19 protein-coding genes are annotated in these 15736 nt (G+C 50.7%); 10 read left to right on the top strand and 9 right to left on the bottom strand.

What is annotated here, in order from left to right:
- Window positions 1–28 precede the first annotated feature (28 nt).
- Together MLAB_RS00830 and MLAB_RS00825 are read right to left on the bottom strand one after the other, a co-directional pair.
- The gene (locus tag MLAB_RS00830) at window positions 29–361 is read right to left on the bottom strand and encodes a P-II family nitrogen regulator (RefSeq protein WP_011832536.1); all 333 of its coding nucleotides are present in this window, start codon (window positions 359–361) and stop codon (window positions 29–31) included.
- A 20-nt stretch (window positions 362–381) separates the two neighbouring features.
- Complete coding sequence (locus tag MLAB_RS00825) at window positions 382–1581, bottom strand: ammonium transporter (protein ID WP_011832535.1); 1200 nt, start codon at window positions 1579–1581, stop codon at window positions 382–384.
- A 234-nt stretch (window positions 1582–1815) separates the two neighbouring features.
- Here MLAB_RS00825 and MLAB_RS00820 point away from each other — a divergent pair, with 234 nt between their 5' ends.
- The 4 genes from MLAB_RS00820 (at window position 1816) to pyrF (ending at window position 5186) form a co-directional block, all read left to right on the top strand.
- A complete protein-coding gene (locus tag MLAB_RS00820) occupies window positions 1816–2733 on the top strand; it encodes a hypothetical protein (RefSeq protein ID WP_011832534.1) in 918 nt (305 codons plus the stop codon).
- A gap of 363 nt (window positions 2734–3096) precedes the next feature.
- Window positions 3097–3522: a hypothetical protein gene (locus MLAB_RS00815; RefSeq protein WP_143702751.1), complete on the top strand. Its 426-nt coding sequence runs from the start codon at window positions 3097–3099 to the stop codon at window positions 3520–3522.
- Between the two features lie 86 nt (window positions 3523–3608).
- Window positions 3609–4547: a deoxyhypusine synthase gene (locus MLAB_RS00810; RefSeq protein WP_011832532.1), complete on the top strand. Its 939-nt coding sequence runs from the start codon at window positions 3609–3611 to the stop codon at window positions 4545–4547.
- A complete protein-coding gene (gene pyrF / locus MLAB_RS00805; RefSeq protein ID WP_011832531.1) occupies window positions 4548–5186 on the top strand; it encodes an orotidine-5'-phosphate decarboxylase in 639 nt (212 codons plus the stop codon). It begins immediately after the preceding gene.
- Window positions 5187–5205: 19 nt separating this feature from the next.
- Here pyrF and cofD read toward each other — a convergent pair whose 3' ends face one another.
- From cofD to MLAB_RS00785, 5 genes are all read right to left on the bottom strand, one after another.
- Window positions 5206–6120 carry a 2-phospho-L-lactate transferase gene (gene cofD / locus MLAB_RS00800; RefSeq protein ID WP_011832530.1) on the bottom strand — a complete coding sequence of 305 codons (915 nt, stop codon included), beginning with the start codon at window positions 6118–6120 and terminating at the stop codon, window positions 5206–5208.
- 34 nt (window positions 6121–6154) lie between these two features.
- Window positions 6155–6604: a hypothetical protein gene (locus tag MLAB_RS00795; RefSeq protein ID WP_143702750.1), complete on the bottom strand. Its 450-nt coding sequence runs from the start codon at window positions 6602–6604 to the stop codon at window positions 6155–6157.
- A gap of 122 nt (window positions 6605–6726) precedes the next feature.
- The gene (gene purF, locus MLAB_RS00790; protein ID WP_011832528.1) at window positions 6727–8115 is read right to left on the bottom strand and encodes an amidophosphoribosyltransferase; all 1389 of its coding nucleotides are present in this window, start codon (window positions 8113–8115) and stop codon (window positions 6727–6729) included.
- 16 nt (window positions 8116–8131) lie between these two features.
- The gene (locus MLAB_RS09505; protein WP_083755032.1) at window positions 8132–8305 is read right to left on the bottom strand and encodes a 50S ribosomal protein L37e; all 174 of its coding nucleotides are present in this window, start codon (window positions 8303–8305) and stop codon (window positions 8132–8134) included.
- Window positions 8306–8325: 20 nt separating this feature from the next.
- A complete protein-coding gene (locus tag MLAB_RS00785) occupies window positions 8326–8553 on the bottom strand; it encodes an LSM domain-containing protein (protein WP_011832527.1) in 228 nt (75 codons plus the stop codon).
- 281 nt (window positions 8554–8834) lie between these two features.
- On the opposite strand from MLAB_RS00785, the gene MLAB_RS00780 reads away from it, so the two are divergent.
- From MLAB_RS00780 to MLAB_RS00760, 5 genes are all read left to right on the top strand, one after another.
- Window positions 8835–9332, top strand: coding sequence for an RNA-binding protein (locus MLAB_RS00780; protein WP_011832526.1), 498 nt, complete (start codon window positions 8835–8837; stop codon window positions 9330–9332).
- Window positions 9333–9382: 50 nt separating this feature from the next.
- Window positions 9383–9757: a cell division protein SepF gene (locus MLAB_RS00775; protein WP_011832525.1), complete on the top strand. Its 375-nt coding sequence runs from the start codon at window positions 9383–9385 to the stop codon at window positions 9755–9757.
- A 6-nt stretch (window positions 9758–9763) separates the two neighbouring features.
- Window positions 9764–10315: a ZPR1 zinc finger domain-containing protein gene (locus tag MLAB_RS00770; RefSeq protein ID WP_011832524.1), complete on the top strand. Its 552-nt coding sequence runs from the start codon at window positions 9764–9766 to the stop codon at window positions 10313–10315.
- 7 nt (window positions 10316–10322) lie between these two features.
- Window positions 10323–11726: a hypothetical protein gene (locus MLAB_RS00765; RefSeq protein ID WP_011832523.1), complete on the top strand. Its 1404-nt coding sequence runs from the start codon at window positions 10323–10325 to the stop codon at window positions 11724–11726.
- 93 nt (window positions 11727–11819) lie between these two features.
- Window positions 11820–12443, top strand: coding sequence for a hypothetical protein (locus tag MLAB_RS00760; protein WP_011832522.1), 624 nt, complete (start codon window positions 11820–11822; stop codon window positions 12441–12443).
- A 516-nt stretch (window positions 12444–12959) separates the two neighbouring features.
- On the opposite strand, the gene purM is transcribed toward MLAB_RS00760, so the two are convergent.
- Together purM and MLAB_RS00745 are read right to left on the bottom strand one after the other, a co-directional pair.
- Entirely contained in the window at window positions 12960–13955 is a 996-nt protein-coding gene (gene purM, locus MLAB_RS00750; protein ID WP_011832521.1) for a phosphoribosylformylglycinamidine cyclo-ligase, read from the bottom strand.
- Window positions 13952–15343 (bottom strand): aspartate kinase, encoded by a 1392-nt coding sequence (locus MLAB_RS00745; protein WP_011832520.1) that lies wholly within the window; start codon window positions 15341–15343, stop codon window positions 13952–13954. Before MLAB_RS00745 ends, purM begins: the two co-directional genes overlap by 4 nt.
- Window positions 15344–15451: 108 nt before the next feature.
- On the opposite strand from MLAB_RS00745, the gene MLAB_RS00740 reads away from it, so the two are divergent.
- Complete coding sequence (locus tag MLAB_RS00740) at window positions 15452–15736, top strand: hypothetical protein (protein WP_011832519.1); 285 nt, start codon at window positions 15452–15454, stop codon at window positions 15734–15736.

The raw sequence follows: 15736 nt of genomic DNA, 5'->3' as shown, positions 1-15736 counted from the left end.
TTGGAAAAGGAGAGGGTTGGAGAGGGGATTATCCGGTGATGTACTCATCGGTCCTGACCCATGCTGCTGCCTCAACAGGCAGAACAAAGATCCGGCCGTCTCCCTTTTTCCCGGTCCGTGCGTGCTCACGGATGACTTTTATCAGCGTATCCACATCTTTGTCGGGGACGACGATCTCGAGTTTGGTCTTTGGCAGGGTTTTCACCTGCATTTTACCGGCCCTGTACTGAAGACAGACGCCGCCCTGTTCACCGCGTCCGAGAACTTCAGTGATCGTGACACCCGGAATGTTGTTCTGCTCAAGTGCATTCAATACCTCATCCACCTTTTCAGGCCGGATGATAGCTGTTATCATTTTCATGTTCTGAAACCTCGTTTTGCTTATGCCTGCTCACCGTGCTGGGCAAGGTCCATACCAATGTATTCCTCATCCTCCGTAGCCCGGAGTCCCATGGTCTTGTTGATGATCCAGCCGATGATGAAGGTCATGCCAAAGGCGTAAACCACTGCGATCACCGCATCGAGGATCTGAATTCCAAACTGCATCACGTTTCCTTCGAGAAGTCCGCCGACCCCGCAGATTGCGGAGACTGCAAAGACACCCGTAAGAATTGCTCCGGCGAAACCGCCCATACCGTGAATTGCCCAGGCATCGAGAGACTCGTCGAGCCCGGCCTTAATTCTCCAGGACAGGGCTGCGTAACAGACAGCTGCCGTGATGATACCAATCAGAAGTCCGCCGCCAACATTGACGTAGCCTGCTGCCGGGGTGATTCCGACTAATCCTGCGATTGCTCCCGAGATGAAACCGAGTGAGTTCGGCTTTCCGCTCTTCCAGGAAAGGGCCATCCACGTGAGTGCTCCGGTCGCTGCAGCTGCTGCAGTTACCAGGAATGCACTTGCAGCGAGTTGGTTTGCAGCAAGGGCAGAACCTGCGTTGAATCCGAACCAGCCTACAATCAGGAACATTCCGCCGATGAGTGTCATCGGGATGTTGTGGGGTCTGAACATCTGTTTGCCGTACCCGACCCTCTTACCTATGACTAAAGCAAGAGCGAGGGCTGCAAATCCTGAACTGATGTGGACGACTGTTCCGCCGGCAAAGTCGAGAGCACCGAGGCTGTATGCCCAGCCGCCGCCCCAGGCCCAGTGTGCCAGAGGAGCATATACTAAGGTCAGCCACAGAAGGCCTACGACTATGTAGGAGGACATTTTGACCCTTCCTACAATACCGGAGGTCAGGATCGCAAGTGCCAGACACGCGAACATCATCTGGAAACAGATGAACAGTATGTCAGGTATTCCGCCAGTCACACCATCGATCGGGACCCCGGACAAACCTATGTAATCCAAAGACCAGCCGATCACTCCAGCTACGTCAGCACCGAAGGCAAGCGAGTAGCCGATGATGATCCACTGAACAATTCCAAGGGCGAGAGCCACAAAGGACAGCATCATCGTCGAGATGACGTTTTTCTTCCTTACCATTCCGCCATAGAACAGCCCTACTGCGGGAACCATCATCAACACTAATGCTGCTGAAATGAGAACCCAGGCTGTTGCGCCAGTATCAAGATCCATGAGTAATTCACCTAATCAGCACAACCAAATACAAATAACCCAAAAAACAGTCCCGCCGATAACCCGTGGTAGTTTGCACCACCCCCGGAGACCGAACTGTATTCCGGATTTTAAGTGGTGTTGATGTGCACTTATAATGTTTGTGCTCCCTGTATAAAACATTATGCTCCATGTTAACAAGTGTCATAGTCGAGCAGAATTAATAACCATGAAGAGAACATACCAGATATCCAGATGACACTGGAAGAAAAGATCACATTCTATTCCCGCGAAGACGCATCCGCGTTTCAGAAGTATCTACGGGAAAAAGGATGTCCGTCACGGATATCCGTCGAGCACAGCTTTTCGGGAACACCCTACTTTGAGGGAAGCATATCGTCAATCCTGCAGCTTATAGATAAAATACATGCGCGGGAGTCGGACGCCGATCTGGATGAACTCAAAGCTGACCTTCTTGGACGCAAAAAGACCCTCGAGGAGTTTTTCCAGTCGCACAAAGCAGGCGACTGTCTGACGGATGCAACGCCGTCACAACTTCTCGCGCAGGCAGAGTCGATCGATGCGATGGGAGAGGATGTCCAAAAACAGGCAACCGACAAGTTCATGAATGCACTGATGATCCTTGGGACCCTTGAGGACAACGAACTTCTGGAGGTATCCGAGGAGAAAGAGTGCTACACGCTTCTTGGAACAAAGGAGGCAGGCGATCTCCGCGTTATGTATGCATATACCGATTTTAACGGCGTAACGGAAGAGGATCTGCACGAAACGGAACTCGTCAGTCACATCAGGACCTCGTCGACCACGGAATTCATTATCACCGCTGGTGTTGAGATCCTGTTCGTATCCGATATCGAGGATCTGACCGAGATGCTGGATCATATGGATGTCGAAGATGACGAGGCTGCGCGATTCGTGGATGCGGTCTTTTTCAAACAGGCTCTGATCGGTCAGATACACAAACTTGTTTCGGAGGGAAAACAGAGTGAAGCGGATCTGCTCGCTGCATTGGATGCCCCGGCCTTCCCGCTCGAAGGGACTAAAGATGTGATTTCCTTTGATATATCCCCTGAGTATCTGTCAGGAGTCGTCTCCGACCTGAGAAAACAGGGTATTCTGTCAGGGAAAGACGGTAAGATTAAAAGCAGTTAACGTCATATAATACTGTTAGGTGGGGGATGTGGAGTACAAAGCAGTGTGGATACTGCTGCCCTCACCAATTGATCTGAATACTATTTTGCAGGAATTTCGGCATGTTATTATTTTTTAACGATTTTTAACCCATTCTGAAAACAAAATATCATAATAGATACCTTAATGATGCAAGCATCCAATTGTAGAGTATCTGCCATCATTCGCGGAGATTCAGTGCGCCAAAAACGTTGGAATGCTGAACCCATTTTTAATTTCATGAGTGAGATCAACGAAATAACACCGAATATAGGCGCAATAGGATATAACATTACTATCCAGAAACCCTCAGGCTCACGCAACAGACGGGGAGATGAAGTCATCATGAGAAAAAAAGCCGGATCCAAAATTAAAAGAGGAAAAACTCTAACCTCTGCAGGAATTATTCTGATTGCTCTCTTAATCCTGATCGTTTTCGCGGCCGCAAGCACCGGATGGTTCAGCAGCCTTTTCGTGATGAAAAATCCGCTGCACGCAAAAGATGTGCAGACCGTAATCTCGGTGTATGGAGATGATGTTGTGATCTATGTCTCGGGAGGCAGAGATATAATCGAACTTCGGGAAGTCATTATCAGTATCAACGGCGTGCAGCTTGCCGATGAACAGGCAAGACAGACTCTGCACAGCAATACCTGCATATTTTCGGGAGCAGTCAAAGACATCTCCGGAACCCGGGATATTGCAGTAAAAGGAGTATTCGCAGACGGAACGATCACCACGCTGAAATGCTGCAGCATTGACTGCAGTTGAGATACAGCATTTTTATTTTTTTCATCGGCAAGACATACCTATATGGGTATACCCAACCAACCATATCCAGCATTAAGGTCACAATCATGCATAAACATTGTAGTACCCCGGTCAAGCAGTTTATCCCACGCGGCGACATGACCGTAAACGAACTGGTCTGTGAGATGGGGAAAGCAGGAGCGTACAACGGCGGAAGTCTTTTCCACGCTGTAGAAGTCTATGAAAAAATGCTTTCCGACCCCGACATGACCAAGTTTTTCGCTCTTTCGGGAGCGATGGTCCCGGCAGGGATGGGAGGGATCGTATCGACACTTATAGAAAAAGGCCACATCGATGTGCTGACCTCGACGGGAGCAAACCTCACCCATGATGTAATCGAAGCGATCGGTTGTCATCACTACCACGGCAAAGCTGAGTGCGATGACGTCGAGCTCAGAAATGACGAAGTAAATCGTATTTACGACGTCTTCCTGCCGAACGATGCATTCGAGGATCTGGAGGATTTCATTCAGGATATATACTGCGGACTTCCCGAAGAACCGATCACGATCAGCAATCTTCTGAAAACGATTGGCGAGGAGCTCGACACGGGAATTCTTGCAACGGCAGCAAAACACGATGTCCCGGTCTACTGCCCGGCGTTTCAGGACTCGGTTCTGGGCCTCCAGTACTGGATGTTCTCCCAGTTCCACAAAAAGACGATCCTCGATGCGATCGGCGATATGCATGTCCTCCTCAATCAGGTGTTCAATGTGAAAAAGGCCGGGGCAGTTCTCGTTGGAGGAGGAGTCCCGAAGAACTTCACGCTGCAGAGCATGCTGATGACGCCAAACGATTTCACGTATGTGATCCAGCTCACCGGAGACCGCCCCGACCTTGGCGGACTTTCCGGAGCGACGCTGGACGAAGCAAAGTCCTGGGGTAAGATCGGCGAAGGAGGGACCGGCGTTACCGTGTACGGCGATGCCACAATAACACTCCCCATCCTTGCAGCAGCAACGCTGGAACGTATGGAGAGAAAATAAATGGCCGAACTTCTGCTCGCACTCGATGTAAAAGGTGCCGAAGAAGCGATCCGCGTATCCCGGGCTTGCGAAGGGGAACTCGATGCGATAAAAATCGGTTATCCCCTGATTCTTTCAACCGGGATGGGGATCGTAAAAGAGCTTGCAAAATCCAATATTCCGATCATTGCAGATTTCAAAGTTGCCGACATCCCGAACACCAACGCCCTTATCTGCGAAGAGGTCTTTGCAGCAGGATGTTCGGGCATCATCACCCATGTATTCTGCGGATCGGACTCTCTTCAGGCAATCGTGGACGGAGCGCACGATCACGGGGGACGTGCCTTTGCGGTCTGCGAGATGAGTCACCCCGGAGCGCTCGATTTTCTGAGCGGGGCAAATGCCGAGCGGATGGCTAAAATGGCAAAAGAAGCAGGAGCCGACGGAATCATCGCTCCGGCGACGAGACCGGAGCGCACCGAAATTCTGCGATCCATCATCGGCAATTCAATGAAGATCTATTCGCCGGGCGTGGGCGCTCAGGGAGCACAGCCCGAAGATATCAAAAAATATGTGGACGGGATCATTGTCGGCCGTGCCATTTACGAATCGGCAGATCCGGGGAAAGCAGCGCATGAATTCCGCCTGCGTGCCCTCTGATTTCCTCTGATTTTTTTTCTTATTTTCTCGGGAAGTAGGACAGCAGATCCCATGCAAGGGATTCGGCCTTCTTTTCATTGGTCATCATCGTATCCAGACGATGAGCTCCGGGCACTTCGATTGCCGTGTCCCTGACATCCTGAATAAAGAGATCCACTACATCCTTGTAGACCTGCCAGGTTCCATACGACGTGGATTCATATCCCCAGGCCTTCATCAGAGCAGCAGCAGGACCGCTGACCGGGCGGTTTCCGATAAACGGACTTACTGCCGCCGTAAATGTGTTCTGCAAAGCTTCGCGGACCCCGGCACACTCGAGGATCGGGCCGATGCTCGTAACCGGATTTGACGGGCCGATGATAACGCCGTCGCTTTCTTCGATTGCCGAGATGACTTCAGGAGTGGTTTTCAGCGGCAAACCGTCGGTTGTTTTTCTGACGACTCCTTTGATATTCACGTTTCCGCGTTTCCCTACCCAGTACTCCTGATAATGCATCAGGGAATCATCCTCGCAGACGACATATGATGCAACATTCTGATCCGACATCGGTAAGATCCGTGCCGAAACGCCGTAGCCTTTCGCGATTTTTTCCGTCGCTTCGGTGAGGGTCATTCCCTGTCTGAGAAACTCTGCTCTGGCAATATTGGTGGCACGGTCTTTGTCCCCGAGAGGAAGGAGTTCGGTGTATCCGAGTTTTTCCATTGCATGGAACGTCTCGAACGAGTCGCCGCGAATCCCCCACCAGGAGTCGGTATTCAAAAGACCGGAAAAGAGATACTGAACGGTATCGATGTCCGGGGAAACGTACAGTCCCGACATCCAAAGGTCCTCGGCCGTATTGACGACGACCGTTATCTCGTGGTCGTGCAGGATCTGCCGGAGACCCCGGATGAGTTTGGGTGTTCCTGTTCCGCCGGAGAAAACAGTAATCATGGTAAAGGGAATTGGACGGGGGAGGATATGAAAATTATGAATTGGCGGGAAGCTTTGCTTTCAGCACTGAAACGAACTCGTCGGAACCTGAAACACCGGGCGGAATGATCGCTCCCTGCAGGGAGTCCACGTAAATATATACAGCCCCGTTTTCGTTCACGATATCGCGTATCGATGAATACGGCGATACAGAAAGGTTTGGCCCGATCGAGAAGTGCATGCCGTCGTCTTCAAGCGAAAGAGTCGCCTTTGTCTCCCAAGGAGAGCCGGATTTACCTTCACGCAGAAATTTTCTCAGATTCTTTTCGATGATTTTCCAGTAGAACTTCGGGTAGATCCAGTAGATCAGAGCGAATAGAGCAATCCCGCCTAAAACCCCAGCCCAAATATAAGTAAATCCGGAAAAGGTCACTGCGATCAGAACCGGCAGGAAAAAGCAGACGATCGCCATGTAGACACGCGAACGCGAGAACTGTTTTCTCATGCTTGGAGAACGGGAGTAATGAGATTTATTGAATGCGATATAATCATTCTCAGTTAAGGTATACGCAAGATGCATCACCATTCGGTGGGTTGCAAACATACAAGAAGCTTCGCTAAAAAGAATTATTTTGCCGGAGTGATCTTTCTGCAGCAGCCGGTGCATTCACCCGGAATATCGAGCGGGAATCTGCCGGTGGAGCATCCCATGCAGAGATCCTCTGCCGGAATACCGATCGAGGCCACGAGCTCTTCAGTCGATACATACTGAAGGGTGGTTGCATGGATCTTTTCCCGGATCGATTCCACATCCAGACCCGCAGCGATCAGTTCTTCCCGAGTGGCAAGATCAATTCCGAAGTAGCAGGGAGCAACGATCGGTGATGATCCGATCCTCATATGGACCTCTTCGGCACCAAAATCCCTGACCATGTCGACGATTCTTAGAGACGTCGTTCCCCGAACGATACTGTCATCGACCAGAATGACCGATTTTCCGGCAACGTGGCGGCGGACCGGATTCATCTTCATCCGTACGGCATTTTCCCTAAGAGTCGGGGTAGGCATGATGAATGTCCTGCCGACGTACCGGTTTTTGAGCAGCCCTTCGATATACGGGATGCCGGATGCCGATGCATAGCCGGTAGCAAAGGCAATCCCAGAATCCGGGACGGGAGAGACGAGATCGGCTTTAGGCGGATTTTTCGCCAGACACGCCCCGATCTTTCTTCTGGCATCGTATACAAGCACACCGTCGATGACCGAATCGGGCCGTGCAATATACACATATTCGAATACGCAGTATGCTTTATGATCGGATTCAAGGACCTGACGGTGGGAAACGCCGTCTTCGGTTATCGTGAGAAGTTCGCCGGGGCGAACGTCCGCTTCGAACGTTGCCGAAAGGATATCCAAAGCAACGCTTTCGGAGACGGCGACATACCCAAACTCGGTTTTACCGTAACAAAGCGGTTTTGTCCCGAGAGGGTCACGGAACGCATACAAAACGCCGTCGAGAATAGCGACTCCTGCATATGCCCCGGAAAGCCTCTGCATCGTATTCACGAACGCCTCTTCGGCCGAAACGCCGGCAATAAGCTCGTGTGCGATCATTGCCGCGATCAGTTCGGCATTCGTTGTCGACGAAAAGATGTGCCCCTTTTCCTCATACTCACTTCTGAGTGCCTCGCGATTGATCAAAGCAACTGAAACGGTAATGGAGAGTTTGTGGTCTTTGAAATTAAAGTTGAACGGCTGAATATTTTCCGTTCTGCCACGGTGTGCTTTCTGGGTGTACAAAACCTGCCCAATACCCACGTTACCTGCCAGTCGGCTCAGTACTTTTTCACAAAACACGTCGGAAAGCTGCCCGGGCCCTTTATGCATAAAGAATGCACGCCCGTCAAAAGTAGATATGCCCGCTGCTTCCTGCCCTCTGTGCTGCAGGGCATGCAGAGCATAATAAAGGGGGTAAGCGACACCTCGAGAGTCGACGATGCCTGCAATACCGCTCATATTACAACCTGTTTAATTAGTTATCTGCTGCTTTTTTCGTCCAGTTGTACCCACGGATTTTGGAGCTCTTACCAAAACCGCATGATGAACATACACCGTGCCGTGCGTGGAAAGACTGTTTGCCACAGCGGCGGCAGATGATGTGGGAGTGCTTGTTGCGCAGACCCATTGATGGAGTGCCTTTTGTCATTGGTTAAATTCACCTCGATGTTATTCTACGGAGGGGGAGATGTAGATTACGTTGTCTCCACGCACGATCAAAGTGCCCAGTGAAACTGTACCATTCTCCCCTTCTTCCTCTGCCTTGTCAAGAACCAGGTTCATGTGAACGTCGTATCCCTGAAGAACTCCACGGATCTCCCGTCCACCTTTCAGTGAAATGATTACCGGCTGGCGGTTCAGAACCTGATCTAAAATTTCAAGTGGTCGCTTTGTCATTGGATTACCTCTCGTTTCTCTCAGGGAGAGAGTCCGATTACGTTTTTTCCGGCACACCGTGCCGGACCTGCACGAAAAACCCTTTGGCCTTTCATGCACGTTTCGGACGTCACACAAGCTAGAGACTCATGGACGAGTGCTTAATGTATATGCCACAGAGACACATAAAGATAGCGGGAATCAAAGTCCGAATATCGGGCATGTATTATTGGAGAAAATACATGGTAATGCATCCGTCACGGAGTATATTTAATTCCACGGGCCAAATAACTGTATAACACATGGCAGACCTTATCATTAAAAAACGCCACGCCATCAAAAAAAGTCAGCTTGCAGCTTTGATGACAAAACTTACCGAGAATATCGGAGAAGATGCAGCTTTGTACAATGCCCCCATGATCGAGATCGCGGAGACAGCATCCAAATTCAATATCTACATCATCGATAAAAAACCGCTTATCATGGAGAAGGACGACTGGGCGTTCCCCACGCTTCGGGGGGCAGTCTCCCGTCCGTTTTCTGGGAGAAGGATCGTGGTCGATATGGGGGCGATCCCCTATATGATCAACGGCGCAGACGTTATGCGTCCCGGAATCGTATCGGTCACGGACGACGTAAAGGCCGGTCAGCCGGCGCTCGCCGTTGACGAAAGTCACGACAAACCCCTCGCGGTTGTACTTCCACTGTATGATGCGAAAGATATCATCGCGCTTGAGAAGGGAAAGGCGGCGAAAAATCTGCATTACATCGGTGACGAGCTCTGGAATCTGGAGATCTAAGCACCTCACACAGATAGAATTAAATAAGCAACAACTAAACTATTTTTCATATGGGATTTCTTGACGGAGTATTTGGCTCAAAGGATAAAGCAACAGACGAAGATACCTACATGAAGCTTGATCTGCAGGCATACGAAGGAGCGGTCGGAGAAAGCGAACCGGCAACGATGTATGTCAAGGTCGCAAGCGTCTGTGATATCAAAGACTGTCCAAAGATAAAAGACGAGATCTACAACGGAAATATTGTCATCATCGACATCACCAAACTGAAGCTCGACAAGATCATGTTCGACCGCGTAATGGGCGATCTGCGTGCCGTTTCCCGCGATGTGAACGGCGATATCATCGGACTCGGCGACCAGCGCTATGTGATCGTTGTGCCGACCGGTGTCCGTATTTCCCGCGAGAAGCTCGGCGGGTACTAAAACCCGATGCGTCAGGTAATTCCCGCCCCCTGTCCGGACTGCGGAAAGGATATCGAATACATCTACGATACGGAAAATATTCCATATTTCTCCGATATTCTCCTCATCTGCGGTGTCTGCGACTGTGGGTTCCGTATCGTTGATACAATGATTTTGAACGATCACGAGCCCAGCCGTTGGGAGATGACGGTCGAAACACCGGAGGATCTGGATGCCCGGGTCGTTCGAAGCATGCAGGGCGAGATCGATATCCCGGAGTTCGGCATAAATATCCGTCCGGGTCCGTCCTGCTTCGGATTTGTTTCAAACATCGAAGGCATTCTAGAACGGGCAGAGGATGCGGTTAAACGCGCCGCGATTTCCTGCGAAGGAGATGAGATCTGCCGGGCGGCAGAACTGCAGGAAGAGATCGAAAAAGCAAGAAAATCCGAAATACCCTTTACCGTCGTCATAACCGATCCCAGCGGAAACTCGGGGATCGTTTCATCAAAAGCCAAAAAGACCAAACTCGATATTGAGCCGGAAGCTGACGGATACTCAGTGAAGCCGCTCGCTTAAACCCAGAATGGATAATCCCCGATACATCCCGACTGCTGAGGAAACAAAACGCCTCAGCGCTTTTTTGAAAATAAGAAGCCTGCCCGAACTCGAAAAACAGACGACCCAGTACATCGAAAAGGTCACCGGAAAAACCTGGAACGACGAGACGGTTCTGGAAAAAATACGGAACGCGATCATCGCTCAAAAAGAAGCATACTGGAAAGAGGGTGTCAAAAAAAGCGTCTCCTACAAAGGAGCATACAGCGTTCTCGGCTACATGGCATATCAGATGCCCGGATATGTCATAGAGTTCTCCGAGTTTTTTGCCGGACTTGTGACCTCCGGCTTGATTCGAAAACATGTGAAGGTCCTGGATATCGGGGCAGGACCCGGAACCGTTTCGATCGGTATCGGCCGTGTCCTATCCTGTCTTGACGGGATGACGGCCGAAATCACGTCTCTTGAACAGTACGAGACCCATATCGAAGCGTATCAGGCGATCGTTCCGGAATTCCTGAAAAATGCCGGAGGAAAAGTCACTGCAGAAAAGCCGCTCGCACAGGATATAACAAAAGAGATCCCCGAAGGAGAGTTCGATTTGATCGTCTGCTCGAACGTCATCAACGAACTGAGCGGTCTTGAGCCTGAGAAAAAAGCAGACCTGGTTATGGCGCTTTCGAAACATCTCGTTTCCGACGGAAATCTTGCCATCCTCGAGCCTGCCGATCTGGCGAATGCAACGATGCTTCGCGATCTCTCCCGCGATGTGAAAAAACGGGGTCTGACCATCTACGCTCCCTGTAACGATCTTCGGGGAGTGTACTGCACCGTTTCTCCCTGCTGGTCGTTTAGGTCGTATGCCGATATCAAGCCGACAGAGCTGATGTTCGCGCTCGGCGGGGCCGAAGAAAAATTCAGATTCGTAAACACGGATGTGAAGTTTTCGTATACGATCCTTCGAACCGACGGGCACAGAAAATGCGGATACAAAATCCCGGCGGAGGCAAAGCGGGCACGGCTCTCCCAGCTGAAAAAACATCTGGAAAAACGGATCCACATTACGGTTTCTGTTATGTCGGCCGACATCGGCGATGCGAAAAATTATTTGTTCCTCGTCTGCGACGGAACGGGCACAACCCCCACGTATGTAGCACTGCCGGCTTTCCACCGGACTCCCGAGCACGAAGCCCTGCTTACGGCATCCTACGGATCGGTGGTCGCGATCGATTCGGTCCTGGTACGATTCAATAAACAGCAGAACGCCTACAATCTGCTGATGGGACGCGAAAGTTTTACCAGAATGATCGCGGGAACCCCGACGGGAAACAAAGAGCCGGACAAGATTGCATTACTGAAGGAAAAATACGGCAGAAAGCCTTCGCCGAATTATCGCGGAAAAAAGACAGGGAGGCCTGCGGGCAAGAGATAGAGTTTTTTTCGTTTACTTTTTTTTTGGAATGTTTCTCTGAGAATACTGCAGTCTCGGCAAATTCAAGTGCGATGATCGCATACTATTCAGAGTATGAGAAATATTATTATTGTCGGGATCGTGACCATCGCCGTCATTTTTGCGGCCGGATGTATGGCCCCCGGAGCAACGCCCGACCCAATCGTCGGAAGCTGGAATGCAGATGAACCCGAACTGTTCAACGATACTGCGTTCACGTATATTTTCAATGCAGACGGGACCGGGAATGCCGTCGAGACGTATGAAGATCCTGTAGTAACCACTGATGTATACAATCTTACCTGGAAATCGACCGGTAACGGGACCTATGAGGCGGCATTTGCACATCAGCTGATTTTATCAGAGGATGAGAAGGTCTTTACCATTTTAGGTGACGGATCAGGTGACCAATTCACGGGAGACGGTTTTGTCGGCGTCTGGACGAAGGATACGCCGGAGGAATTCGACGGCGTGCTCTATGAAGCGAAGTTTGTATTTTATGAAAACACGACCGGGTTGTTTTCCTGGTATTATCAGGATAATGCCACGCTGGAATCCAGCTATCCACTTGTGTGGTCGGTAGAAAACGGCGTTTACCGTTATTCGTATCCGGATGATGTTTCAATATTCACTCTCGGAACCGATGGGATCCTTACCGAGACCTGGGATAACACAACCTATACCTATACTCGGGTATAGGAACCACTTTTTTTTGATTTTTTCAGAGGAGTTACGCGATGCCGGTGTGAGGGCCGGAAAGTGTACGGCTGAGTGCGGAAGCATGAATTTATTTAACCGCGAATTAACGCGAATCGCATTTTCCTTACGTTCGGGTGCTCTGCTCCGGCTTATCGCCTACGCAGGAATCGCACCCTCTCTTGAAAAATGCTGGGGAAAAACCCGCGTGCGGGTTTTTCTGTTGTTTCAATATTTTTTTCGATTACGAAAAGAGATGGTTACGGAGAGAAAAACCGGCACGCCGGTTTTTCCGTCAGCATTTTTCCAGACGGCGTGCGATTCCTGCGTAGGCGATAAGCCGGAGCAGAGCGCGACGGCGCAAGAAAAATGCGATTCGCGTTAATTCGCGGAGATTCGCGGTTGTTTTTCTCATGCTTCCACACCAAGTCATCTCCCATCTTAATTGAATTCACTCCAACACTGGGTAAGTCCTATTTAATATTGGAAATAGGTATGCCCTATCAAAATAGGAAAAAATTAGTAGACTTCCACGCCTTTCAGCGTGACTTTGTGTTCTTCGATCACACGGCCAACGACTTTTGATCCTTCGACCATGGAAAGAACGGTCTCCACGCTCTCTTTTGGCACGATGAACGCAAAACCCATACCCATATTGAACGTCCGGTAAAGTTCGTTCATCTCGAGATTGCCCTTCTCGGCGATCCAGGCTAAAATCTCCGGGACTTCAAGCGGGTCTTCGATCGCAAAACCGTAGCTGGAAATTCTCAGGAAATTCAAAAGGCCGCCACCGGTCACATGGCACATCCCGTGTACAACTGCTTTGCTGCAGACGTCGAGGACTTCCGAGTAGATCCGTGTCGGAACGAGCAATGCCTCGCCGACGGTTCTGCCGGACAGAAGGACCGTCGCATAGCCGCCGTTTTCTTCGGCGACTTTACGTGCCAGCGTATAGCCGTTTGAGTGGACGCCGGTACTTGCGACACCAATGATGATATCGCCCGGTGCGACTTTTTCGCCCGTGACGACCTTATCCTTGTCCTGAACGCCAAGACAGGTCCCGGCAAGATCGAGCCCGTTGATCATTCCCTTCAACGTCGCCGTCTCGCCGCCGACGATGTTAAGGTTGGAAAGGCGTGCTCCTTCATTAAGGCCTACGCCGATCTGGATCATCTGTTCGGTATTGATGCCTTCCGTCGCGATGTAATCGACGAATGCGATCGGCTCGATGTTCATCACATACATGTCGTTCACGTTCATCGCCATACAGTCGATACCGACCGTTGTCCAGTCCTTCAGATCGTCGGCGATCCGCATCTTGGTCCCGACGCCGTCAGTACACAGCGAAAGGACTTTGCTGCCGAAATCGATCATTCCGGCAAAGTGGCCGACATCGCCGACCATACCGTGTTCTCCGGTGCGTTTGTAGCTTAACTGATGGATCAGCGCTTTGACCCCGTCGGCCTCAAGATTGATGTCGACCCCGGCTTCTTTGTACGAATATTTTTTTGTCATGCTTCCTCCTTGTCGAGATCATACTCCTCGTGGATGGCTCTTACGGCACGAACGCCATCTTCTTCTTTGACCACGAATGAGACGTTCACTTCAGATCCCTGAGAAATCATCATCACATTGATCTTTGCAAGACCAAGGCCGTGGAAGATCCGGTAGAGCGTGCCCGGCGTGCCCGCCATTCCTGCGCCAACAACCGAAACCACGTTCACATCCTTAGAAAATGTGTACTCGCGGATCAGACCTCTTTCTTTGATCATGATCAGGGCTTTGTTTGCAGCACTCACCTGTTCTTCGGTGATGATCAGCGAGATGTTCATCTCGGACGATCCCTGACTGATGAGCATAACGTTCACACCGGCCTGAGCAAGCGAGGTGAAAATTTCGCCGGCCACGCCCGGTTTGCCGGTGGCAAATCCGCTGATGCTTATCATGGAGCTGTTTTTGATCAGCGAGACGGCCTTGACGATGCGTTTGTCGGCATGGCTTTCTTTGATGACGACGGTTCCCGGGTGGGTCGGATTGAAGGTGTTCTTGACGTAGACCGGGATGTTCTTCTCCATTGCCGGGAGAAGAGCACGGGGATGGATAACTTTCGCACCGAAGTAGGACATCTCCATCATTTCCAGGAAGGAAAGCGAATCGATGACGCGTGCTTCGGGGATCATTCTGGGGTCCGTGGTCATTACGCCGTCCACATCGGTCCAGATGATGATCTCTTCGGCATCGATGCCGGCGCCGATGATCGCTCCGGAGTAGTCGGATCCGCTGCGCCCGAGCGTGGTTACCGCTCCTTCACCGGAACATCCGGCAAATCCCTGGATAACCGGGACCTGGGCTCCAAGCTTCACACCGATCCGCTCCATGATCCTTGGATAGCTTTCCGGCAGAGCGGTGGCCCCTCCGTGAACTCCATCTGTAAGAATCCCTGCATCGCACCCGCTTATCTGAAAAGACGGGATGCCTGCCTGCCGAAGCGCCGCCGAGACGATCGGGGCTGAGAGTTTTTCACCAAAGGAGATGATGTAATCCCGGGAACGGGGAGTGAGTTCTCTGAGATGATTGACGGCGATGAGGATATTTCTGAGCCGCTCAAGTCGTATGTTTATGTGAGCGGTGACGTCTTCGACATAATCCGGTGCGACGATCCGAAGTGCCGTTAGATGTCGGTCCCTGAGATTATCGATGAACGTATCCAGATTCTTCTTGTCAGTACAGCTGACAATCCCTTCAGCTTCCGTGATTATCTGGTCGGTTACCTTCGTCATTGCCGAAACGACGACGGCGATTTCATTACCTTCCTCACGGGATTTTTTGATGAGATCAACGACTTTCGCGATACAGTCTGCATCGCCAACCGAAGTTCCACCGAATTTCATTACGAGACGCATCTTATTGGTAACACCTTTGGGTAGTTGTGTAGATTATGGGTCGTGGCAAGAGATATACTCTGCGGGATAGGAACAAAGGATATCAATTATTCAAACCAACACTCCTGCATGAAGAAAATGCGAATAGTCGGTATAGCCCTCCTTGCCCTGATCCTGCTGACTTTTTCGGCAGGCTGCACGGCACAAACGGAGGAACCGTCTTCGTATACCGACGAGGAGGGAAATATTTTCACCGGCGATGAAACGGCAGGCTCCATTCAATTCATTGACGGATCGAAAACCGAGTGGTTCACCGACAACGACGGAAACATCAGATATACGGCAACAGAACCCGACGGGACCGTGATAAAATATTATACGACGCCGAACGGAGAGACGATTCTGGAAGCATAA

It is taken from the genome of Methanocorpusculum labreanum Z, assembly GCF_000015765.1.
Lineage (GTDB): Archaea > Halobacteriota > Methanomicrobia > Methanomicrobiales > Methanocorpusculaceae > Methanocorpusculum > Methanocorpusculum labreanum.
Note: the sequence above shows the minus strand (reverse complement) of the source record. Positions and strands in the feature narration are given on the sequence as shown.